Genomic DNA, 22045 nt, shown 5'->3' with positions numbered 1-22045 from the left:
ATACATGCCTTGGTGGTCATGGATCTTGATTTGGGTTGCGCTCGTGGCGCTGGCCCTGCTTTTCGTTGTCCTCATGGGCCTGAAGGTGTGGCGGGACGGGCTGAAGACGCTGCATGCCGTCAACGAAGTGGGTGAGCAGCTGGGCACGCATTGGGCCGAATGCTCGGAGGCGGCCGCACAGGCGCAAAAGGGCGAAGCCCGCAGCACCGTCCCGGGTGCGGCAGTCTTTGCAACGCCTGAAAAAATGAAGGATGATTATCTGGCGGCCAAGGAAGCCCGACAATTTTCCCGGCTTCAACAGCGCGTCGCCCGCAGGAAAGAACGCGGACAGCTCCAATCCTTGCGCGACATCAAAGCACTTCAAGACGTAGGATGAACCAAAAGGAAAGGCGTTAACCGTGGGAAGAATATTTGAGAACCCGGCTGTAGTTATTGTCCTGATCATTGTGGTGGTGCTGCTCTTTGCCGCCCCGAAACTTCCCGGCATGGCACGGAGCCTGGGACAGTCCATGCGGATCATCAAGTCCGAGGTCAAGGAAATGAAGAACGACGGCAAGGAAGAAAAGCCGGCCCCGGCCCCGGCCCCTGAAGCCCCCGTTGAGGGCAAGATCGTGAACAACCCGACCCAGCCGGGCAGCACGTCAGGCACGGGTACCGGCACCGGTACCGGCGCCCAGTCATAGAAACCATTGCAGAGCCGGTGAACGCCCCGAAAGGCCGCAAAGCGAATCCTGAAGGCCGCATGCCGCTTAAGGAGCACCTGGTTGAGGCGCGGAACCGGCTGTTCAAGAGTGCCCTTGCCATGCTCCCCGGCGTTGTCATCGGGTGGATCATCTACGATCCCCTGATGGCAGCACTGACACAGCCCCTGCGCGACATCAGCCGCGAACGGGGCATCGTCGCCTCACTCAACTTCTCCGGTGTCACCACCTCCTTTGACCTGAAGCTGCAGATTGCCCTCATCCTGGGTCTTGTCATTGCCTCCCCGGTGTGGATCTACCAGCTGTGGGCCTTCATCACCCCGGGGCTGACCAAAAAGGAACGGCGGTACACGCTTTCCTACATGGCCGCCTCCGTGCCGCTCTTCCTGGCCGGCATCTACGCCGGCTGGCTGATCTGGCCCAACATCGTCCGCGCCATGACGTCCTTCACGCCGCAAGGCGGGTCAAACATCCTGGACTCCCTGGACTACCTGCGCTTTGCCCTGCAGCTGATGCTGTTCATGGGCGTGGCGTTCCTGGTTCCCGTGCTCCTGTTTGCACTCAACGCCATTGGCCTGGTCCGTGGCGCCACCTACCTGAAGGCCTGGCGCTTCACCATCCTGGGCGTCACGATCGTCTCCGCCATGGCCGCCCCCGGCTCGGACGTCATGTCCATGTTCTTTTTGGCGATCCCGCTATTGGTGCTGTATTTCGGCGCCATCGGCCTGTGCATGCTCAACGACAAGCGCCGCGACCGGCGGAACGCCAAGATTGCGGCCGAAACCGAGGCCACGGCGGACACGGCCAAGCCGCTCGCGGAACTCGACTGACCCCGCCAACACTGCCGGACCTACCGTTGCGGCAGCCCCGCCCCGGGCGGGGCCGCCGCGGCATGGACAGGGCCCGGGCTGGCATAGGCTGGATCCATGCCGATGAACGAACCCGCAACGCCCGCCGAACGCTATGCGGCCGCAAAGCTGATCTCCGCAGATGCCGGCACCGAGTTTGGTGCGTTCAAGCAGGGCTTTGACTTTGGGCTTGACCCCTTCCAAATCGAGGCGTGCCGTGCCCTGGCTGCGGGCCGCGGCGTCCTGGTGGCGGCCCCCACGGGCGCCGGGAAGACCATTGTGGGCGAGTTTGCCGTCCACCTGGCACTGGCCCAGGGCAACAAGGCGTTTTACACCACCCCCATCAAGGCCCTCAGCAACCAGAAGTACCAGGAGCTGGCCCACAAGTACGGGGCCAAAAACGTGGGGCTGCTGACGGGGGACACCAGCATCAACTCCGAAGCCCCGGTGGTGGTCATGACCACCGAGGTGCTGCGCAACATGCTCTACGCGGACTCGGATACGCTGTCCGGGCTGGCGTTCGTCATCATGGACGAGGTCCACTACCTGGCCGACAGGTTCCGCGGTGCCGTGTGGGAGGAAGTGATCATCCACCTCCCCGCCGAGGTGGCCGTCGTCTCGCTGAGCGCCACCGTTTCCAATGCCGAGGAATTTGGTGCCTGGCTGGGCACTGTCCGCGGTGACACCGCGGTGGTGGTCTCCGAACACCGCCCCGTGCCCCTGTGGCAGCACGTCATGGTCCAGCGGGACATTGTGGACCTGTTTGCCACGAACAAGTCCTTTGACGAGATTGCCGCCGAGCTTGGGCCGGGCACCGACGCCACCGGCCGCTTCAAGGTCAACCCGGAACTGCTCAAGTTGGCCCGCAGCGAATCGGGCCGGCCGCACCGCGGCAGCTACGGTTCCCGGCCGGGCCGCCGCGACCGCCGCGACGGACGGTACGGCGGGCAGGGCGCCTCGGCGTTCGCGTCCGACGGCGGCATGGTCAAGCGTGCCTCGCGGCCGCAGGTGATCCGGGCCCTGGACAGCCGCGAGCTGCTGCCGGCCATCACCTTCATCTTTTCCCGCGCCGCCTGCGACGCCGCCGTCCAGCAGTGCGCAGCCGCCGGCTTGTGGCTCACCACCCCGGCGGAGCGCGCGGAAATTGCGGACCGTGTCGACTCCGCGTGCGCGGAACTGCCGGATTCGGACCGGGAGGTACTGGGGTACTGGGCCTGGCGTGACGGGCTGCTCCGCGGCCTGGCCGCCCACCATGCCGGCATGCTCCCCAGCTTCAAGGAGGTGGTGGAGTCGCTGTTCGCCGACGGGCTGGTCCGGGCGGTGTTCGCCACCGAAACCCTGGCCCTGGGCATCAACATGCCGGCCCGCACCGTGGTGCTGGAAAAGCTGGAAAAGTTCAACGGCGAGGCCCACGTCGGGATCACCGCGGGGGAGTACACCCAGCTGACCGGGCGCGCCGGACGGCGCGGGATCGACGTGGAGGGCCACGCGGTGGTCCTGTGGCAGCCGGGCACCGACCCCACGGCCGTCGCCGGGCTGGCCTCACGCCGCAGCTACCCGCTCAATTCCAGCTTCCGCCCCACCTACAACATGAGCATCAACCTGGTGGCCCAATTCGGCCGCCGCCGCACACGGGAGATCCTCGAGTCCTCGTTCGCCCAGTTCCAGGCGGACCGCTCCGTCGTGGACCTGGCCCGGCAGGTCAGGCGCCGCGAGGAATCCCTGGCCGGCTACGAAAAGGCCATGGCCTGCCACCTCGGCGACTTCAACGAATACGCCAAGCTGCGCCGCGAACTCTCCGACCACGAGTCCGGCGCTTCCCGGGCCAAGGCCAAACAGCGCCGCGCCCGGGTTGCGGAGTCCCTGGCCACGCTGCGTCCCGGGGACGTGATCATGGTGCCGGCAGGGCCCAACCCGGGTCCCGCCGTCGTGCTTGAGGCCGATCCGCAGGCCCGCGAACCGCGCCCCGGCATCCTCACGGCCAACAAGGAACTGCGGCGCCTGGGCATCCACGAGCTGGAGGGGCCCGCCCTGCCGCTGGCGCGCGTGCGCATCGGCAAGGGCTTCAACCCCAAGCTGCCCAAGGACCGCCGGAACCTGGCCCAGCAGCTGCTCGACGCCGTGGCCGGCGGCGGCACCCTGCCCCCGGACCGGACAGCCTCCTTCAGCCGGCAGCCGTCGGCCCACGCCGACGACGAAGCCATCGACACCCTGCGCCGCGCCCTGCGTGCGCACCCCTGCCACGGCTGCCCGGACCGGGAGGAGCACGCCCGGTGGGCCGAACGTTGGTGGAAGCTGCGCCGCGAGACCGACGGGCTGGTCCGTGCCATTAACCAGCGCACCAACACCATCGCCAAGACCTTTGACCGGGTCACCGAGCTGCTGGCCGCCTACGGCTTCGTGGAGCGGGACGACGCCGGGGAGCTGCGTCCCAGCGCCGACGGCCAACGGCTGCGGCGCGTGTACGGCGAGAAGGACCTGCTGATCGCCCTGGCGCTGCGTGACGGCGCCTTTGCCGACCTCGACGCAGCCGAACTGGCGGCCTTCGCCACCACCGTGGTGTTCACGGCCAAGCGCGACGACGGCGGGGCCCGGCCCAGGATGCCCAGCATCAGCCTGGAGACCTCGGTGGAGTCCGTGGTGCGCCTCTGGTCGGTGCTGGAGGACGCCGAGGAAACGCACCGCCTGCCCCTGACGGCGGAACCGGAGCTGGGATTGGTGTGGCCCATGTACAAGTGGGCCCGGGCGCGCAGCCTTCAGGACGCCCTCAGGGGCACCGACATGGCCGCCGGCGACTTTGTGCGCTGGACCAAGCAGGTGGTGGACCTGCTCGACCAGCTGGCCAAGGTGCCGGGAATGGAACGGGGCTTCTCCCGGTTGTGCATTGAGGCCATCCAACGGATCCGCCGCGGCGTGGTGGCGTACACCACCGTGGTCGACTAGCGCGCGTCCCCCTTCCCCTGCCGTGCCGTGCTGGCCCGCCCGGTCCAGATTTGCCCCGTCCTACGAAAGGAACACTTTCCCCATGTCTCTGACCATGTACCGCAACGGTTCCGTCTACAGCGCCGCCGACCCGTTCGCGACGGCCATGCTGGTGGACGGCGACACCGTCGCCTGGGTCGGCTCCGAACACGCTGCGTCGTCGCTGCTCGACGACCGGATGCGGCTCGTGGACCTCGATGGCACGCTCATCACCCCGGGGTTCGTGGACTCCCATGTCCATGTCACGGAGAGCGGCCTGGCCCTCGACTCCGTGGACCTGTCCGGGGCACGGTCCGTGGAGCAGGCCCTGGACCTGGTGGCGGCAGCGTCGGCAGGCAGCACCGGCCCGGTGCTCGGGCACGGCTGGGACGATTCCGACTGGGCCGTGCAGCGGCCGCTGACGGCCGCGGAGCTGGACCGGGCCACGGGAGGCCGCGAGGTGTACCTGGCACGCGTGGACGTCCACTCAGCCGTCGTCTCCGGCGCCCTGGCCCAACGGTGCGGCCTGGCGCAGCTGCCGGGCTGGGACGGCACCGGGCTGGTCACCGGCGGGGCCCATGCCGCCGCCCGGTCCGCCACCCGGGCGCTGGACGGCGCGGGCCTGCAGGCGGTCCAGGAGCGTGCACTGCGCCACGCCGCCGCCAACGGCTACGTGGCCCTGGCGGAAATGGCCGCCCCCCACGTGGGGTCCCCGGCCGACCTCGCCTCGCTGGCGGCCCTGACTGCCGACGGCGCAGCGTCGGCCCTGCCTGAGGTCCTGCCGTATTGGGGCCAGGCCGTCTCCAGCGTCGAGCAGGGCCGCGAGCTGCTCGCGTCCCTGGGCACCCCTGTCCTGGGCCTCGCCGGGGACCTGAACATCGACGGCTCACTGGGCTCCCATTCCGCCTTTTTGCGCGAACCCTATGCCGACCTTTCCGCCGGTGCCCCTGGCAGCTGCGGGCAGGCCTACCTGGACGCAACGCAGGTGGCCGACCATCTGGCCGCCACCTCCGTGCTGGGCATCTCCGGCGGGTTCCACATCATTGGCGACGGTGCCATGGAGATCGCCTGTGAGGGTCTCATCAAGGCAGCCGAACGCGTCGGCCTGGACAAGGTCCGTGCGGCCGGCCACCGCTTTGAACACGCCGAAATGGTCGATTCCGACGCCATGGAGGTGCTCGCCCGGCACGCTGTCACTGTCTCGGTGCAGCCCGTTTTTGACGCCATCTGGGGCGGGGGCGAGGGCATGTACGCCCGGCGCCTGGGCGCGGAACGGGCAGCCGGCCTGAACCCGGTGGCGGCGTTCTATGCCGCGGGCGTGCCGGTCTGCTTTGGGTCCGACGCCCCCGTCACCCCGCTCAACCCCTGGGCCAGCGTCAAGGCGGCCCTGAACCACCACCAGCCGGGCGAACGCATCTCGGCCCGGGCCGCGTTCATTGGGCACACGAGGGCCGGATGGCGTGCCGCCCGCGGCTCCAACCCCATGCTGGGCCAGCTGGCGCCCGGTGCACCCGCCAGTTTCGCGGTCTGGGAAATTGACCAGCTCATGGTCCAGGTGGCCGATGAACGGGTGCAGTCCTGGTCCACGGACCCTCGCGCCGGCACCCCCCTGTTGCCGGCTCTCGACACGGAAAACGCCCCCCGCTGCCTGCAGACGGTGCACCGCGGCCGCGAACTCTTCGCGGCACCGGACTTCAGCTGACGGCCGCCACGCCCGGCCGCAGGCGACACGCCGTGGTGGGGCAACTTTCCGCCCCGCGGCGCAGGCCGCTGACCTGCAGCGACGCGGATCGCCGCAGGTCAGGGCCGTGTTGACAGCGGACGTGGCGGGAATTAGCTTTTATTGAAGCGGACGACCCCGGATGGGGGATCCCGGCCGGACCCGGCTTGGGCCAGCTTGCTGGCCATGCCCTGTTTCCGGCATTTGGGAGATAAGTTCACGCGTCAGTAGAAAACAAGCCGATTGAACCCACCTGGGGTGCTTCCCACAGGCACGGCCCGGCTTGGCCCGAAGGCGCGTGGGCTTATCTCTTTTCCGTCCCCCCAGCCCGGAACACCGCACGGGCCTGGCCCGAGGGCACCGCAGCCGGACGCCGGGCTGCAGGAGCGCCCGGCCCGTCGCCTATACTGGGGACTTGGCACCCCGCCCGCTGCGGCATCGTCAATTTCGGACAGCCTTTGCCCGCGGACCCTGCCGGCAGCCCGCTCCGGTGGGCGCCGACGCCGTCCAACCCCACTGTTTCCCACGGAAAGGCACCTGTGTTGCGTGTCCTGACAATCATCCCCACGTACAACGAGCTTGAGTCACTGCCCAAGACCCTGGCGCGGCTGCGCTCTGCCGTGCCACACGTTGACGTGTTGATTGCCGACGACAACAGCCCGGACGGCACCGGACGCCTGGCCGACGACTTCGCGGCATCGGACGCACAGGTCCACGTCCTCCACCGGGCCGGCAAGGAAGGACTCGGCGCCGCCTACCTGGCGGGCTTTGCCTGGGGCCTGGATGCCGGCTACGACGTCCTCGTCGAAATGGATGCCGACGGCTCCCACCAGCCGGAGGAACTGCCCTTGCTGCTGGACGCCCTGGAGCAGGGGGCCGATCTGGTGCTGGGCTCGCGCTGGGTGCCCGGCGGCAAGGTGGTCAACTGGCCCCTGCACCGCAAGTTGATCTCCACCTGCGGCAGCCTGTATTCGCGCATCCTGCTCGGCATCCCGGTCCGGGACATCACCGGCGGCTACCGGGCCTTCCGCCGCACCACCCTGGAGGCCCTGGACCTCTCGGCGGTCGACTCGGTGGGCTACGGCTTCCAGGTCGACATGCTCTGGCGCGTGTGCCAAAAGGGCATGAGGGTCGTGGAGGTTCCCATCACCTTCGTGGAGCGCGAGTTTGGCGCGTCAAAGATGAGCGGGAACATTGTACAGGAGGCCATGCTCAATGTGACCAAGTGGGGCCTGGGCGCCCGGTGGCACAAGCTCACCGGGCGGTCCTAGGCCGGACCGCGACCCACGCAGGAGGGGCGGGCAGTTTCGATGACTCGAAATTGCCCGCCCCTCGTGCGTTTTACGGCCCCCCGCGGTGCAGGGCGCCGCCGGATGCCTAGACCTTCTCGCCGCGCTTTTCGCGCAGGATCGTGAGGCGGTCGGCCAGGATCGTCTCCAGCTCGGGAATGGAGCGGCGCTCCAACAGCATGTCCCAGTGCGTGCGGACGGGCTTGTCGTTGGATGTGTCGGGCGCTTCGCCGTTGACGAGCAGCGCCTCCTTGCCCGTCTTGGACACCCAGGTGGCGGGAATCTCCGCCTCCGAAGAGAACGTCACGAATACCTGCTCGCCGTCGGCGCAACGGTACTCCACGCGCTGCCGCGGGGCCGGCTCCACGCCGGACTCGGTCTCCATGCTCTGCGCGCCCAGACGCATGCCGCGCAAGCTACGATCGCTCATGACTTCTCCCTCATGTTGATGCCGGCGGACAAACCCGACCGGCGCCTTGGCTTCCGCCGTCCGCCTCCGGGCGGAAACAGCGAAAAAACCATCTTTCTGATTGCTTCAACGCTTTGCCGGGCGCAGATGTTCCGCAGGTACCCGGGCAGCGAGAAAAATAAGGCCGGGCAAAACGCCGCACGGCCAAGCATCCATTATACGTGCTTGGCCGTGCGGCCGGCGCCGGATGGTGTCTTCCTACGGCAGGGCATCCCGGGCAACGTCGGCGGCGTCGTCCGTGCCGGCCGCGGCGCCGCCAAGGACGTTGCCGATGCCCTTCAGGGCCTCGCCCACCTCGCTGGGGACGATCCACAGCTTGTTCGAGCTGCCTTCGGCAATCTTGGGCAGTGTCTGCAGGTATTGGTAGGCCAGCAGCTTCTGCGTCGGGTTTCCCTTGTGGATGGCGTCAAAGACCTTCTGGATGGCCTGGGACTCACCGTCGGCGCGCAGGATGGCCGCCTTCGCGTCGCCTTCGGCCTTCAGGATGGAGGACTGGCGTTCACCCTCCGCGGTCAGGATGGCTGACTGCTTGGTGCCTTCCGCCGTCAGGATGGCGGCACGGCGGTCACGTTCTGCACGCATCTGCTTTTCCATGGAGTCCTGGATGGACAGTGGCGGATCGATGGCCTTGAGCTCAACACGGCTGACGCGGATGCCCCAGCGGCCGGTGGCTTCGTCCAGGACGCCGCGCAGCTGGCCGTTGATCTGGTCACGGGAGGTCAGGGCCTCCTCAAGGTTCAGCCCGCCCACCACGTTACGCAAGGTGGTGGTGGTCAGCTGTTCCACAGCCTGGATGTAGTTGGCAATCTCATAGGTGGCCGCCCGGGGATCGGTGACCTGGAAGTACACCACGGTGTCGATGGAGACCACCAGGTTGTCCTCGGTGATCACCGGTTGCGGCGGGAAGGAAACCACCTGTTCGCGCAGGTCCAGCAGCGGCAGCAACCGGTCCACAAACGGAATGAGGACCGTCAGGCCCGGATTGAGCGTGCGCTGGTACTTGCCCAGCCGTTCGACGACGCCGGCCCGGGCCTGCGGAATGATCCGCACCGATCGGACCAGGACAATGACGACGAATATCAGCAGGACAACTACTACGAACAGCCAAACTATTGCTCCGGCTCCGTCTCCCATGAAATCCCCTCTTTTTCTGTGTGAAGAATGCGTGTTCCGGTGCCTTGTGGCACAGGCAGGTGGTGGGCCCGTCTGCCGGGACAGAAAGGCGCTAGGCGATGGTGGTGGCGGTTCCCGTCGACTTGTGCACGGTGGGGAAGCTGACGATGGCCGTGGCCCCGTCGATGGCGGCCACCTCCACCGACGCGCCCGCCGGGACGTCGGCCCCGCCCCGCGTCCGGGCCGTCCAGACGTCCCCGCCGATCTTCACCAGTCCGCTGTTTGCCGACACGGCCTCCAGGACCACGGCGTGGTGCCCGATCAGGCGGTCAATGTTGGAGAGGGAATCGGCCGGCCCGCGGCGCAGGTGCGCCAGCGCGAGCGGCCGGATGAGCACGGTGGTGGCCAGCGCCACGACGCAGAAGATGACGATCTGGAGCCAAAGCTCGGCGTGGAACAGGAAGGCCACGAGTGCCGCCAGTGCGCCGACGGACATCAGGATGAAATACAGGTTCAATGTCAGCATTTCAGCGACCGCAAGCAGCAGGAAAACAGTCAGCCAGATAATCCAGCCGAAGTCATTAATCCATTCAAGCATTGAGTCCCCCTTTGTGACTTTACCTACAGTCAAGCCTACTACGTATATGGTGGAATATCCTGTTCAGATCACTGCCTGCTGGGGCATGCGCAGGGGGTCCGGACCCACCCGGGAGCTGATGCGCGCAAGGATCTCCACGGCGTCCCGGAGCTGTTCCACTTCGTGGCCAAAGGGCAGGCGGAGGAACCGTTCAAAGGCGCCGTCCAGCCCAAACCGCGGGCCGGCGACCAGGCCCAGGCCCTCCGCGCGGGCAGCCAGCGCCAGCGCCGAGGTGGAGACGGTGCCCGTGTTGATCCACAGGGACAGCCCGCCGTCGGGCACCCGGACGTCCCACTCCGGCAGGTGCCGGCGGACCAGTCCGACCAGGGCGTCCCGGCGCACCAGCAGCTCCCGGCTCCGGCTCGCGGCCAGCACGGGCAGCTCACGGACCAGTGCGGTGGCCACGAGCTGTTCCAGCAGGGGTGTGCCCAGGTCCTGTGCGGCCCGGTTGCGCAGGATCCTGGCCAGCACGTCCCGCGGGGCGCGGATCCAGCCGATCCGCAGGCCGCCCCAGGCAATCTTTCCCAGCGAACCCAGCGTTACCACGCCGGGGGAGAAGCACGCCAGGGGCGGCATTTCACCCCGGTTGATGTCCAGCAGCGCCGTGGTTTCGTCGGCGATGAGCACCGTCCCCTCCCGGGCCGCGGCGGCCGTGAGGTGCTCGCGCTCGGCAATGGTCATGCTCATGCCGGTGGGGTTGTGGAAGTCGGGCATGAGGAACGCCAGGCTCGGGGCGGCCCGCCGGATCTGCAGCACGGCCTCCGCGAGGTCCCAGCCGCCGTCCGCGCTGACCGGGAAGGAAAGCATGCGGGCCCCGACGGAGGCGAAGGTGTCCAGGGCGTGCGGATAGGTGGGCTGTTCCACCAGGACCCTCTCGCCCGCGGAGTGGAGGCTGACGGTCACCAGGTTCAGCGCATGCTGGGCGCCGGTGGTCACCATGATCTCCCCGGCCGAGGTTGGCAGGCCCCGGTCGCGGTAATGCTGGGCAATGGCCTCCCGCAGGTCCGGCAGGCCCACCATGTCAAACCCGTCGTGGCCGAGGTAGCCGGGAAGCACTTCGACGGCGTCGGAGTACGCGGCGGCCAACCCCGGGTAGGCGGAGGTGATGGCCTTCGTAAAGTCCAGGGGCAGCCCGTTGCCGCCCGTGTGCTCACCGCGTTCGCGTCCGGGCAGGATGACGATGCTGCCCGAGCCGCGCACGCTGGCGAGATAGCCGTCGTCGCGCAGCTTTGAATAGGCCGCCGCCACGGTGGTGCGGCTGAGCTCCAGCGCGCCGCTGAGTTCACGCTCGGCGGGGAGCCGGGTGCCGCTGGAGAGCCGGCCGTCCAGCAGCAGCACCCTGATCCGGTCCGCCAAGGCCCGGTAGGCGGGCCCGGAGGACCGCCATTCACCCAGCTCGCGGGCCAGTCGCCGTCCGGTGACAAGGGAGTTCATGAATCCACCTTAGTTCAATTGGCTCTATTGAAGCAGTCCAGTTTAGCTAAACTAGCCATATGCAGCGTGCCTTTACAACCCAGAACCTTCCCGTCCGGCTTGTACGCCTCCTCGCGGGCCTGTTCCTGTACGGTATTGCCATTTCCCTGATGATCCGGGGCAACATCGGCGCCTCGCCGTGGGATGTCTTTGCGCAGGGGTCCGCACGGACCACCGGGCTCTCGTTTGGGCTGTGCACCATCATCATCAGCGGCATCGTCCTGTTGTTTTGGATCCCGTTGAAGCAAAAGCCAGGCCTGGGGACCATCGCCAATGCCGTGCTCATCGGCGTTTTCGCCGACTGGGGCCTAGCCATCATCCCGCAGGCCGGCCAGCTGGTCCTGCAGTGCATGCTCTTTGCCGCCGGCTTGTTCACCCTGGCCTTTGCCACGGCCCTCTACATAGGCGCCGGAATGGGTCCCGGGCCGCGCGACGGCCTGATGACCGGGCTGGTGCGGGTGACCGGCCGGCCGGTCTGGATGATCCGCACCAGCCTCGAATTGACCGTGGTGGTGGTCGGGTTCTTCATGGGGGGCGTGGTGGGCGCCGGGACGGCCGCCTTTGCCCTGGGCGTCGGCCCGCTCACCCAGCTGACGCTCAAGTGGCTGCAGGTGGACCTGCACGGCAGGCGGCCGCAGGCCCACCTCGTGGACATCGCCATCCATCAACCGGCGGGGCCGGACACCGCCGCCCTGTGTGCAGGCGAAGGCACCAACCCCCTGCCCTGACGTCCGGGCCGGGTGCGGTCCCGGGGTCAGCGGGGGCGGAAGGCGGAGAGCATGAATTCTGCCGTCACGTCCGTCCGCTCCGGCAGCGCCGCGGCGGCCCGTTCCAGCTCCTGCACCTCGATGTGGTGCCCGGCCGGACCCATGAGGGCCACATTGGCCACGTCGGCGGGCGAAAGGTGCAGGGGAATGGACACGGGCAGTGCGCTCTCCAGCACAAAATGCGATGCCAGGGACGCGGCCAGGGACGCCTCCTTGTCGGGCTGGATCCCCAACAGGCCCGCGTGCTGCGCAATCTCGGCAAGGTGCCCCGGCCGGGGCGTCACCACCACCAGCAGCCCTCCGGGCCTGAGCACGCGGGCAAACTCCGCCGCGTTCCTCGGCGCAAAGACCACCAGCACGACGTCGGCCCTGCCGGCTTCCACCGGCAGCGGCTGCCACAGGTCCCAGGCGAGGTTGGCGGCGCCCGGGTTGCGCCGGGCCGCCCGGCGCAGTGCGAACTTGGAGATGTCCAGCGCGACGGCGTCCACGCCGCCGCCCAGCCGGTCCAGGAGCTGGTGCAGGTACCATCCCGTTCCGGTACCGGCGTCAAGGACCATGGGGCGTGGGGCAGCACCGCCGCCCGCAGCGCCCGTCGCCGCGAGGACGGGCCGGACCGTGCCTGCGAGCGCGTCAGCCAGCGGCGCATAGTGCCCGGCCTCCAGGAACGCGTCACGGGCGGCCACCATGGCGGCAGTGTCGTGGGTGAACTTGGTGCCGTGTCCGGTTAGCAGGTTTACGTACCCCTGCCGGGCGATGTCGAAACTGTGGCCGTCAATGCACGCCAGCGTGTTCTCCCCGGGAAGCACGTCCATGAATTCGAGCCCGCAGACCGGGCAGATGAGGGCGTCGAGCGCGCTGTTGTCCATGAAATCATCCTAGGTTGGTTCACCCGGCCCAAGTTCATCCCCGCCCAAGTTCATCCTGGCCCGGGCCCACGCCGGTCCGGGCTGCCTCAGAAGTGCAACACGGCCCGTGCGGCGGTGATGTCCGGGGCGGCCCAGCGGGCGGCATACTCGCCGTTGGAGGACAGAGAGCGGGTGTGCGCCCGGTCCAGGTAGAGGATCCCGGAGAGATGGTCGGTCTCGTGCTGGGCGATCCTGGCCTGCCACCCGGAGAGGCGGCGGAGCACGGGGTGCCCCTGGACGTCGTCGTACGCCAGGTCAACCGTGGCGGCACGTCCAACCACGGCCTGCCAGCCGGACACGGACAGGCAGCCTTCGTAGTGCGACGCCGTTTCCGTCCCGACGGGCGTGTAATGCGGGTTGAGGACGGCCAGGAATTCCAGCGGCCGGCGGTCCCGGGCCTCGGCATTCCCCGCGGGGACGTCGTAGAGGTCCTCGAGCACGGCGAGCTGCAGCGGGATGCCGATCTGGGGTGCGGCCAGCCCGACGCCGGGGGCCGCGTGCATTACCTGGCGCATCAGCCCGACGAGGCGGGCCAGCTGTCCGGCGGGAATCTGGCCGGTGAACGGCACGGCCCGGGCGCGCAGCACGGGGTGGCCCGCCTGGACGATGGCGGGCAGGCCGTCCCCGGCCAGGACGGCGTCGACGGCGGCCCGGACGTCGTCGTCCGTGAACAGGGGGAGGCCGCCGGATGCGGGCCCGTTCACTGTCCGTCCTGGATGCGCCGGGCTACGACGGCGGGGCAGGCGCCGGTCCTGCCGGTTGCCCTGGCCGGCCCTTCACCGACGGTGTCCAGGTCATCATCCGGGACGGACTTCATGGCGGGCTCCTTGGGTGCAGTAGGTGGTTGAATCCATTGTGCCAAAGCCCGCCCGGCCAAGGGCGTCCTGTGCACCCTTGATATCTGCCGGGTTCTGGCTAGTGTGGGCTAAAACGGGTAGCTGAGAAAAAGGATTGCCATGTCTTCCAACAGTTTCGATGCACGCAGCGGCCTCACCGTCGACGGCCAGGACTACGAAATTTACCGCCTGGACAAGGTTCCCGGCTCGGCCCGGCTGCCCTACAGCCTGAAGGTCCTGCTGGAAAACCTGCTCCGCAACGAGGACGGCCGGCTCGTCACCGCGGACCAGGTCAGGGCAGTGGGGGACTGGGACCCCGCCGCCGGGGCCAACGCCGAAATCCAGTACACCCCGGCCCGGGTGCTGATGCAGGACTTCACCGGCGTGCCCTGCGTGGTGGACCTGGTGGCCATGCGCGATGCCATGTCGGACCTGGGCGGGGACCCGAAAAAGATCAACCCGCTCATCCCGGGCGAGCTGGTCATTGACCACTCCGTCATCGCCGACGTGTTCAACGTCCCCCACGCCTTCGCCATCAACTCCGAGTATGAATTCAAGCGCAACCAGGAACGGTACCAGCTCCTGCGCTGGGCCCAGCAGTCCTTCAACGACTTCCTCGTGGTGCCCCCGGACACGGGCATATGCCACCAGGTCAACCTGGAATACCTCTCGCGCGTTGTGTTCACCAGGGAGCACGACGGCGTACGGCAGGCCTACCCAGACACCCTGGTCGGCACCGACTCGCACACGCCCATGGTCAACGGGCTCGGCGTGCTCGGCTGGGGTGTGGGCGGGATCGAGGCGGAGGCGGCCATGCTGGGCCAGCCCATGAGCATGCTGGTCCCGCAGGTGGTGGGCTTCAAGCTCACCGGTGAGCTGCCGGAGGGAACCACGGCCACCGACCTGGTGCTGACGGTGGCCGAGCTGCTGCGCAAGACCCACGTGGTGGGCAAGTTCGTCGAGTTCTTCGGGCCCGGGGTGGCGAACGTGCCGCTGGCCAACCGGGCCACGCTGGGCAACATGAGCCCCGAGTACGGTTCCACGTGCGCCATCTTCCCCATTGACCAGGAAACGCTCGACTACCTGCACCTGACCGGCCGCAGCGACCACCAGATCAAGCTCGTGGAAGCCTACGCCAAGGAACAGGGCATGTGGCACGACCCCAACCACACCCCGGACTACAGCCAGGTGGTGGAGCTGGACCTTTCCACCGTGGAGACGTCCATTGCCGGCCCCAAGCGCCCCCAGGACCGGATCCCGCTGGCCAGCGCGAAGCGTGCCGTGCGCGGGCTCCTGGCAGGGGAGTCGCAGGAAGTGGCTGTCATGGCCGGCCTCGACGAGGCCGGCGACGAGTCCTTCCCCGCCAGCGACCCCGTGTCCATCACCGGCCGCAACGAGAAGGATGAACCCCCGCGCACCTTCGAGGACGACGGCGGCGAGGAACTCGAGTGGCCCAGCGACCCGGCCGCGCTGGTCCTGGACGGGCAGGACCTCACCCTGGACCATGGCGACGTGGTCATCGCCGCCATCACCTCCTGCACCAACACCTCCAACCCCTCCGTCATGGTCGGCGCCGGGCTCGTGGCCAAGAAGGCCGTCGAACTGGGCCTCTCCAGCAGGCCCTGGGTCAAGACCACCCTGGCGCCCGGCTCGCGCGTGGTGACCGACTACCTGGACCGTGCAGGCCTCACGCCCTACCTGGAAAAGCTTGGCTTTGAGCTGGTCGGGTACGGCTGCACCACCTGCATCGGCAACTCCGGGCCCCTCATCCCGGCCGTCAGCGAGGCAGTCAACGGCAAGGACCTCTCGGTCGCGGCAGTGCTGTCGGGCAACCGCAACTTTGAGGGGCGCATCCACCCCGAGGTGAAAATGAACTTCCTCGCCTCCCCGCCCCTCGTCATCGCCTACGCGCTCGCAGGCAGCATGCACGTCGACCTGCTCAACGAGCCCCTGGGCGAGGGCAGCGGCGGCAAGCCGGTATTCCTCAAGGACATCTGGCCGACGGCGGCGGAGATCAAGTCCGCCGTGGACGCCAGCCTGGAGGCCCAAATGTTTACCGACGGCTACGCCGACGTCTACCACGGCGACGACAACTGGCGCGGCATGGACGTTCCCCGGGGGGACATGTTTGCCTGGTCCGACACGTCCAGCTATGTACGCAAGCCGCCCTATTTCGACGGCATGGCCCGCGAGCCCGAACCGGTCCAGGACATCACCGGCGCCCGGGTTCTGGCCCTGCTGGGGGACTCGGTCACGACGGACCACATCTCCCCGGCCGGGAACATCAAGAAGTCCTCGCCGGCCGGGCAATACCTCCTCGAGCAGGGTGTGGCGCAGGCCGACTTCAACTCCTATGGTTCCCGCCGCGGCAACCACAACGTCATGATCCGCGGCACCTTTGCCAACATCCGACTGCGCAACCTGCTGGTGCCCGGCGTCGAGGGCGGCTTCACCAAGCGCTCAGCCGACGGAGAGGTGGAGACCATCTTTGACGCCGCCAACGCCTACCGCGCCGGCGGGACGCCGCTGGTGGTGATTGCCGGCACCGACTACGGTTCGGGGTCCTCGCGCGACTGGGCCGCCAAGGGAACCATGCTCCTGGGCGTCAAGGCGGTCATTGCGGCCTCCTTCGAACGCATCCACCGCTCGAACCTGATCGGCATGGGCGTGCTGCCGCTGCAGTTCAAGGACGGGGACACGGCGGAATCGCTGGGCCTGACGGGGCTGGAAGCGTACTCGGTGCTCGGGCTGGCCGGGGCGGATCCGCTGCCGCGCGAGGTCACGGTCCGCGTCGAGTCCGACGGCGCTTCGCGCGACATCGCCACCACGCTGCGCATCGACACGCCTGCCGAGGAGGCCTACTACGTCCACGGCGGCATCCTGCAATACGTGCTGCGCCAGCTGCTGGAGGCATAGGCGCGGCGCCGGCTGGTCTTGACAAGGCTGCCGGGGAGGACTTTGTTACGCAAACGGTAGCTGCGGGCGGGCCCGAACCCGGACCAAACCATGCATGATGGAGAGATGGAGACCATAACTACGGAACGACTTTTACTGCGGCCATGGCAAGACTCCGATGTTGATTTTGTGTATGACCTGTACTCCCGGTGGGTGGTGCAGCGCTTCATCGGCAATGAGCCGCGCGTCATGGAGAGCCTTTCGGAAGCAGCCGAACGTGTGGCCCGGTTCCAGGCCATTGACCACCCGGTGCACGGCGTCTGGGCCGTCACCCGGAAGGAGGACGGGGCACTGGTCGGGACCCTGCTGCTCAAGCCCATTCCCGCCTCCGGCGAGGAGCCGCTGCAGCCCTCCGGGGACGTCGAAATTGGCTGGCACCTGCACCCGGACTACTGGGGCAGCGGCTTTGCCTCGGAGGCCGCCGAGGCGGTCCTGGCGCATGCCTTTGCCCACGGGCTGGAGCGCGTCGTGGCCGTCACCAACCCGGCCAACGAGGCATCCCAGAGCGTTTGCCTGCGGATCGGCATGAAGGCCAAGGGCTTGTCCAAAAAGTACTACAACGCCAGCTGCGAGCTGTTCGTTGCCAAGAAACCGCCGGCGGACGCATAGCCCGCAATCCCGGCCCTGCCGGTGCCGCGGATGCCGCACCGGACCCTTGAGGTCGGTGTATCGGCATGCTGTGTCCGTTCCGAAACCCGAAACCACCCTGAACCAAAGGCCACCATGACTGAACTTCTGCCGGGCGGCAACATGAACGTGGTGGAGCGCGACGGCGACACCGTCACCCGCCACGCCGGGCCGTGGACACCCACGGTGCACCGCTACCTGAGGTACCTGGCCCGCGCCGGGGTGGACTGGATTCCACAGCCACTCGGCGTTGAGGGCCCCCGCGAGCGGCTGAGCTTCGTTGGGGGAGAGGTGCCCCTGTACCCGCTGCCCGCGTGGGTGTGGGCCGAGTCCGTGCTTGCCGACGGTGCGCGCAGGCTGCGGCAGTTGCACGACGCGAGCATTGGTTTCGGCCTGGACGGCGCCCTCTGGCAGTCCCCGGCCAAGGTGCCGGCAGAGGTCATCTGCCACAACGACTTTGCCCCGCACAACCTGGCCTTTGACGGCGGCCGGCTGGTGGGCGCGATTGACTTTGACATGTGTTCGCCCGGCCCGCGGCTCTGGGACCTGGCCTACTTCGCCACGCGGGCCGTCCCGCTGACGCACAAGCCGCCGTCGAACGCCCCGGGCATGGACCAGGCCCGGCGGCGGGTCCAGGTGATCCTGGATGCCTACGGATCCGAGGCCACGTGGGACGACGTGCTCCGGGTGGCCATGATCAGGCTGTGGGACCTGGCCGACATGTCCCGGGGCAAGGCAATTGAGCTGGACAAGCCGGACCTGAACGACGACGCCCTTATGTATGAGCGCGACGCCCGGTTCCTGGCCGCCTTGCCGAAAGGGCTGGAACCATCGCCCGGCAGCTGATCCTGGTCAATCGACTACCGGGCTCCGGAAAGACCACCCTGGCCAGTTCCCTGGGCGCAGCCCTGCCCGTGCCCGTCATATCCAAGGACGCCATCAAGGAGCTGCTGGCGGACATCTGCGGCACGACGGTGGGCAGCGGTGCACTGGGGGCCCTGGCATCCGAAACCATGTGGCAGCTGGCCGGCCTTGTCCCCGGGAGTGCCATCGTCAAGTCGTGGTGGTTCGCTCCCCGCGAACGGCACCCCATCCATCCGGCCGGCCAGTCGTCCTTCGGGCCTTGGGCCGAGTGGATGGACAACCCGCAGCCACTCGGGCTCGGCACGGTGGTCAGCGTGCCGACGGATTCAGGGGTGGACGTTTCCGCCCTGGCTGCGGTGCTCGGGGATCGGCTTGCGGACAAGGCCAAAGGGCGGGGCGGAAGGGACCATGAATAGCAGCGGCTTTGCCGGGTTTTCCCCGGGGGACGGGGGAGGGGAGCCCCTTCGCGTGGCTGTCCGGCCGGCGTCGGACCTGGACATCCCCGCCATTCTGGAGGTGAACGACCTGGCTGGGCGGCCCGCCAACACCATGGAGTCCCTGGCCGCCGCCATATCGGACCCCGGCCGGCTGGTGGTCGCCGCAACCGTCGACGGCCGCCTGGCCGGCTGGGCCAAGACGCATTATTGGGACCACGCGGACGGTGCCGCCCCCGCCGGGCACTACCTGGGAGGGGTGACAGTGCTGCAGGCCCTGCGGCGGCGCGGCGTGGCCACCTCGTTGACGAACGCACGGCTGGACTGGATCTGGGAGCGAAGCGGGACCGCCTGGTATGTGGTCAACGCCGGCAACCTGCCTTCCATCGAACTTCACCGCCAGTGGGGCTTTTCGGAGGCCGCGCGGGCATCCCGGTTCCACACGACGACCTTCACGGGCGGAACAGGCCTGCTGATGCGGGCCCGGCGCCCGGCACGCTAGGACCGGGCAGGATCCAAGAAGCGCCGCGGGCACCCTGCACCTAGAGTTGGACCCATCGGGAAAACCAGGGCTGCAAGGCCCCCAGACCAAGGAGCCGTCATGGCCGCTTCACCCACTGAAGGAATCAAGATCGTGCTGCACCCGGTCAAGGACCTCGAGGCCGCCAAGAAGGTTTACGCCGCCCTGCTCGGCACGGAACCGCAGGCCGATTCGCCCTACTATGTCGGCTTCGACGCCGCCGGCCAGCACATCGGGCTGGTGCCCAACGGCGGACCGCAGGCGATGGCCTCGCCAGTGGCCTACTGGCAGGTGGCGGACATCGACGCCAAGCTGGCCGAGCTGACCGCCGCCGGAGCCACGGTCACGGAGCCGGCCCACAACGTCGGGGGCACCCGCTGGGTGGCCAGCGTCACCGACCTGGACGGAAATGTCCTGGGCGTCGTGGAGGACCGGTGAGCACCGCCGTCGTCCGGCCACGCCGATAAAGTGGACCGCAAGCACCAGCCCCAAAGAAACGAGCCAGGATGAGCACGGACACGACCACCGCCCGGGAGCCGCAGGCACTGCGGATCGCCGACAGCCACGAGACCATCCGCGTGCAGGGCGCCCGGGTGAACAACCTCAAGGACGTCAGCGTTGGGATCCCCAAGCGCCGGCTGACGGTGTTCACCGGCGTGTCCGGCTCCGGCAAGAGTTCCCTGGTGTTTGGCACCATTGCCGCCGAATCCCAGCGCATGATCAACGAGACCTACAGCACCTTCGTCCAGGGTTTCATGCCGACGCTGGCACGCCCCGACGTGGACGTGCTGGAGGGGCTGACGACGGCGATCCTCGTCGACCAGGAGCGCATGGGCGCCAACCCCCGGTCCACCGTGGGCACGGCCACGGATGCAAACGCCATGCTGCGCATCGTCTTCAGCCGGCTCGGCCGGCCCCACATCGGTTCACCGCAGGCGTATTCGTTCAACGTGCCCTCGGTCAGCGGAGCCGGCGCCGTAACCATCGAAAAGGGCGGGCAGACGGTCAAGGAGCGGCGCAGCTTCAGCATCACCGGCGGCATGTGCCCGCGCTGCGAGGGCCGCGGAGCCGTGAGCGACTTTGACCTGGACGCCCTGTTCGACGCCGGGAAGTCCCTTTCCGAGGGTGCCCTCACCATTCCCGGCTACAGCATGGACGGCTGGTACGGGCGCATCTTTTCCGGCTCCGGCTTCTTTGACATGGACAAGAAGCTGGGCAAGTTCACGAAGAAGGAACTGCACGACCTGCTCCACAAGGAGCCCACCAAGATCAAGGTCGAGGGCATCAACCTCACGTATGAGGGGCTGATCCCCAAGATCCAGAAGTCAATGCTGTCCAAGGACCGCGATGCCATGCAGCCGCACGTCCGTGCGTTCGTGGACCGCGCCGTCGTCTTCCGGCCCTGTCCGGAATGCGACGGCACCCGGCTGGCCGCGCCGGCCCGGTCTTCAAAGATCAACGGGCTGAACATCGCCGAGGTGTGCGCCATGCAGATCAGCGACCTGGCCGCCTGGGTCCGCGGGCTGGACGAGCCGTCCGTGGCGCCGCTGCTGGGGTCGCTGGCGGACACGCTGGATTCGTTCGTGGACATCGGGCTCGGCTACCTTAGCCTGGACCGACCCACCGGCACGCTCTCGGGCGGCGAGTCCCAGCGGACCAAGATGATCCGGCACCTGGGCTCCTCGCTCACGGACATCACGTACGTCTTTGACGAACCGACCATCGGCCTGCACCCGCATGACATCGCCCGGATGAACAAGCTCCTGCTGCAGCTGCGCGACAAGGGCAACACGGTGCTGGTGGTGGAGCACAAGCCGGAGGCGATCGCCATCGCCGACCACGTCATCGACCTGGGACCCCTTGCCGGTTCCCAGGGCGGGGAGGTCATGTTCGAGGGGACGGTGGACGGGCTGCGTGCCAGCGGCACCCTGACCGGGCGGCACCTTGACGACCGCGCGTCGCTGAAGGACAACCCGCGCAAGGCGTCGGGGGCGCTTGGGGTGCGCGGCGCCAACACCAACAACCTCAAGGACGTCGACGTCGACATTCCCCTGGGCGTGCTGACCGTCGTCACCGGCGTGGCCGGCTCGGGCAAGAGCTCCCTGATCCACGGCTCGGTTTCCGGCCGTGACGGGGTGGTGACCATCGACCAGGCCGGAATCAAGGGCTCCCGGCGCAGCAACCCGGCAACGTACACGGGCCTGCTCGACCCGATCCGCAAGGCCTTCGCCAAGGCCAACGGCGTCAAGCCGGCGCTGTTCAGCGCCAATTCCGAGGGCGCCTGCCCGGTCTGCAAGGGAGCAGGCGTCATCTACACCGAGCTCGGCTTCATGGACACCGTCTCCACCCCCTGCGAGGAGTGCGGCGGAAAACGCTTCCAGGCCGCCGTCCTCGACTACCGCCTGGGCGGGAAGGACATCAGCGAGGTGCTGGCCATGCCGGTCGCCGAAGCATTGGAGTTCTTTGGCGCCGGCGGGTCCCGCATCCCCGCGGCCCACAAGATCCTGGGCCACCTGGCCGACGTCGGGCTTGGCTACCTCAGCCTCGGGCAGCCGCTCACCACGCTGTCCGGCGGCGAGCGGCAGCGCATCAAGCTCGCCACGCACCTGGGGGAGAAGGGCGGGGTCTACATCCTGGACGAACCCACCACCGGGCTGCACCTGGCCGACGTGGAGAACCTTCTGGGCCTGCTGGACCGGCTTGTGGACTCCGGCAAGTCGGTCGTCGTCATTGAGCACCACCAGGCGGTCATTGCCCACGCGGACTGGATCATCGACATCGGCCCCGGGGCCGGGCACGACGGCGGATCGATTGTTTTCGAGGGCACGCCGGCCGGGCTGGTGGCCTCGCGGGCGACGCTGACGGGGGAGCACCTGGCCGCCTACGTCGGCGCCTGACGCCGCACCGGGCACCGGCCGCGTCCCGG

The 22045-nt window shown here is 68.1% G+C and carries 20 protein-coding genes; 14 read left to right on the top strand and 6 right to left on the bottom strand.

All coding sequences use genetic code 11. The annotated features are described in order from the left end of the window. The first annotated feature begins 43 nt into the window (after window positions 1–43). The 6 genes from G6035_RS05005 to G6035_RS04980 all read left to right on the top strand — a co-directional run bounded on the left by G6035_RS05005 (window position 44) and on the right by G6035_RS04980 (window position 7501). Window positions 44–376: a hypothetical protein gene (locus G6035_RS05005; RefSeq protein ID WP_256884265.1), complete on the top strand. Its 333-nt coding sequence runs from the start codon at window positions 44–46 to the stop codon at window positions 374–376. A 22-nt stretch (window positions 377–398) separates the two neighbouring features. Beyond that, a complete protein-coding gene (gene tatA / locus G6035_RS05000; RefSeq protein ID WP_176615967.1) occupies window positions 399–683 on the top strand; it encodes a Sec-independent protein translocase subunit TatA in 285 nt (94 codons plus the stop codon). A 59-nt stretch (window positions 684–742) separates the two neighbouring features. After that, window positions 743–1531: a twin-arginine translocase subunit TatC gene (tatC, locus tag G6035_RS04995; protein WP_176615966.1), complete on the top strand. Its 789-nt coding sequence runs from the start codon at window positions 743–745 to the stop codon at window positions 1529–1531. 96 nt (window positions 1532–1627) lie between these two features. After that, window positions 1628–4492: an RNA helicase gene (locus tag G6035_RS04990; protein WP_176615965.1), complete on the top strand. Its 2865-nt coding sequence runs from the start codon at window positions 1628–1630 to the stop codon at window positions 4490–4492. Window positions 4493–4574: 82 nt separating this feature from the next. Further along, window positions 4575–6212 (top strand): amidohydrolase, encoded by a 1638-nt coding sequence (locus G6035_RS04985; RefSeq protein ID WP_176615964.1) that lies wholly within the window; start codon window positions 4575–4577, stop codon window positions 6210–6212. A gap of 560 nt (window positions 6213–6772) precedes the next feature. Next, window positions 6773–7501, top strand: a complete 729-nt coding sequence (locus G6035_RS04980) for a polyprenol monophosphomannose synthase (protein ID WP_176615963.1) — start codon at window positions 6773–6775, stop codon at window positions 7499–7501. A gap of 106 nt (window positions 7502–7607) precedes the next feature. Here the strand turns inward: G6035_RS04980 and G6035_RS04975 are convergent, their stop codons facing one another. The 4 genes from G6035_RS04975 to G6035_RS04960 form a co-directional block, all read right to left on the bottom strand. Next, window positions 7608–7949 carry an RNA polymerase-binding protein RbpA gene (locus tag G6035_RS04975; RefSeq protein WP_176615962.1) on the bottom strand — a complete coding sequence of 114 codons (342 nt, stop codon included), beginning with the start codon at window positions 7947–7949 and terminating at the stop codon, window positions 7608–7610. 237 nt (window positions 7950–8186) lie between these two features. After that, on the bottom strand, window positions 8187–9122 hold the full coding sequence (locus G6035_RS04970; protein ID WP_176615961.1) for an SPFH domain-containing protein: 936 nt from the start codon (window positions 9120–9122) through the stop codon (window positions 8187–8189). 91 nt (window positions 9123–9213) lie between these two features. After that, the gene (locus G6035_RS04965) at window positions 9214–9699 is read right to left on the bottom strand and encodes an NfeD family protein (RefSeq protein WP_176615960.1); all 486 of its coding nucleotides are present in this window, start codon (window positions 9697–9699) and stop codon (window positions 9214–9216) included. A 63-nt stretch (window positions 9700–9762) separates the two neighbouring features. Beyond that, window positions 9763–11172, bottom strand: a complete 1410-nt coding sequence (locus G6035_RS04960; RefSeq protein WP_176615959.1) for a PLP-dependent aminotransferase family protein — start codon at window positions 11170–11172, stop codon at window positions 9763–9765. 59 nt (window positions 11173–11231) lie between these two features. Here G6035_RS04960 and G6035_RS04955 point away from each other — a divergent pair, with 59 nt between their 5' ends. Next, window positions 11232–11939, top strand: coding sequence for a YitT family protein (locus G6035_RS04955; protein ID WP_218062958.1), 708 nt, complete (start codon window positions 11232–11234; stop codon window positions 11937–11939). A 26-nt stretch (window positions 11940–11965) separates the two neighbouring features. Here the strand turns inward: G6035_RS04955 and G6035_RS04950 are convergent, their stop codons facing one another. Next, the gene (locus tag G6035_RS04950) at window positions 11966–12844 is read right to left on the bottom strand and encodes a methyltransferase domain-containing protein (protein ID WP_176615958.1); all 879 of its coding nucleotides are present in this window, start codon (window positions 12842–12844) and stop codon (window positions 11966–11968) included. 86 nt (window positions 12845–12930) lie between these two features. Next, complete coding sequence (locus G6035_RS04945; protein WP_371130848.1) at window positions 12931–13587, bottom strand: peptide deformylase; 657 nt, start codon at window positions 13585–13587, stop codon at window positions 12931–12933. A 252-nt stretch (window positions 13588–13839) separates the two neighbouring features. On the opposite strand from G6035_RS04945, the gene G6035_RS04940 reads away from it, so the two are divergent. The 7 genes from G6035_RS04940 to G6035_RS04910 all read left to right on the top strand — a co-directional run bounded on the left by G6035_RS04940 (window position 13840) and on the right by G6035_RS04910 (window position 22016). Continuing rightward, window positions 13840–16635: an aconitate hydratase gene (locus tag G6035_RS04940; protein WP_176615957.1), complete on the top strand. Its 2796-nt coding sequence runs from the start codon at window positions 13840–13842 to the stop codon at window positions 16633–16635. A 105-nt stretch (window positions 16636–16740) separates the two neighbouring features. Next, on the top strand, window positions 16741–17283 hold the full coding sequence (locus G6035_RS04935) for a GNAT family N-acetyltransferase (RefSeq protein WP_176615956.1): 543 nt from the start codon (window positions 16741–16743) through the stop codon (window positions 17281–17283). A gap of 114 nt (window positions 17284–17397) precedes the next feature. Next, window positions 17398–18147: an aminoglycoside phosphotransferase family protein gene (locus tag G6035_RS04930; protein WP_176615955.1), complete on the top strand. Its 750-nt coding sequence runs from the start codon at window positions 17398–17400 to the stop codon at window positions 18145–18147. A 68-nt stretch (window positions 18148–18215) separates the two neighbouring features. Next, window positions 18216–18581, top strand: coding sequence for a hypothetical protein (locus tag G6035_RS04925; protein ID WP_176615954.1), 366 nt, complete (start codon window positions 18216–18218; stop codon window positions 18579–18581). Continuing rightward, a complete protein-coding gene (locus tag G6035_RS04920) occupies window positions 18574–19101 on the top strand; it encodes a GNAT family N-acetyltransferase (RefSeq protein WP_176615953.1) in 528 nt (175 codons plus the stop codon). Before G6035_RS04925 ends, G6035_RS04920 begins: the two co-directional genes overlap by 8 nt. Before the next feature lie 99 nt (window positions 19102–19200). After that, the gene (locus G6035_RS04915) at window positions 19201–19557 is read left to right on the top strand and encodes a VOC family protein (protein WP_176615952.1); all 357 of its coding nucleotides are present in this window, start codon (window positions 19201–19203) and stop codon (window positions 19555–19557) included. Between the two features lie 68 nt (window positions 19558–19625). Further along, the gene (locus G6035_RS04910; RefSeq protein ID WP_176615951.1) at window positions 19626–22016 is read left to right on the top strand and encodes an excinuclease ABC subunit UvrA; all 2391 of its coding nucleotides are present in this window, start codon (window positions 19626–19628) and stop codon (window positions 22014–22016) included. Window positions 22017–22045 lie beyond the last annotated feature (29 nt).

Origin of the sequence: Arthrobacter sp. SDTb3-6, assembly GCF_013376095.1 — a bacterium.
GTDB lineage: Bacteria > Actinomycetota > Actinomycetes > Actinomycetales > Micrococcaceae > Specibacter.
Note: the sequence above shows the minus strand (reverse complement) of the source record. Positions and strands in the feature narration are given on the sequence as shown.

Bases quoted from the DNA above. Each gene is read 5' to 3' on its own strand.
- G6035_RS04960 (WP_176615959.1), bottom strand. From the start codon at position 11,172: ATGAACTCCCTTGTCACCGGACGGCGACTGGCCCGCGAGCTGGGTGAA.
- G6035_RS04985 (WP_176615964.1), top strand. From the start codon at position 4,575: ATGTCTCTGACCATGTACCGCAACGGTTCCGTCTACAGCGCCGCCGAC.
- tatC (WP_176615966.1), top strand. From the start codon at position 743: ATGCCGCTTAAGGAGCACCTGGTTGAGGCGCGGAACCGGCTGTTCAAG.
- G6035_RS04935 (WP_176615956.1), top strand. From the start codon at position 16,741: ATGGAGACCATAACTACGGAACGACTTTTACTGCGGCCATGGCAAGAC.
- G6035_RS04940 (WP_176615957.1), top strand. From the start codon at position 13,840: ATGTCTTCCAACAGTTTCGATGCACGCAGCGGCCTCACCGTCGACGGC.
- G6035_RS04965 (WP_176615960.1), bottom strand. From the start codon at position 9,699: ATGCTTGAATGGATTAATGACTTCGGCTGGATTATCTGGCTGACTGTT.
- G6035_RS04975 (WP_176615962.1), bottom strand. From the start codon at position 7,949: ATGAGCGATCGTAGCTTGCGCGGCATGCGTCTGGGCGCGCAGAGCATG.
- G6035_RS04955 (WP_218062958.1), top strand. From the start codon at position 11,232: ATGCAGCGTGCCTTTACAACCCAGAACCTTCCCGTCCGGCTTGTACGC.
- G6035_RS04970 (WP_176615961.1), bottom strand. From the start codon at position 9,122: ATGGGAGACGGAGCCGGAGCAATAGTTTGGCTGTTCGTAGTAGTTGTC.
- G6035_RS04990 (WP_176615965.1), top strand. From the start codon at position 1,628: ATGCCGATGAACGAACCCGCAACGCCCGCCGAACGCTATGCGGCCGCA.
- G6035_RS04910 (WP_176615951.1), top strand. From the start codon at position 19,626: ATGAGCACGGACACGACCACCGCCCGGGAGCCGCAGGCACTGCGGATC.
- G6035_RS04920 (WP_176615953.1), top strand. From the start codon at position 18,574: ATGAATAGCAGCGGCTTTGCCGGGTTTTCCCCGGGGGACGGGGGAGGG.
- G6035_RS04930 (WP_176615955.1), top strand. From the start codon at position 17,398: ATGACTGAACTTCTGCCGGGCGGCAACATGAACGTGGTGGAGCGCGAC.
- G6035_RS04915 (WP_176615952.1), top strand. From the start codon at position 19,201: ATGGCCGCTTCACCCACTGAAGGAATCAAGATCGTGCTGCACCCGGTC.
- G6035_RS04950 (WP_176615958.1), bottom strand. From the start codon at position 12,844: ATGGACAACAGCGCGCTCGACGCCCTCATCTGCCCGGTCTGCGGGCTC.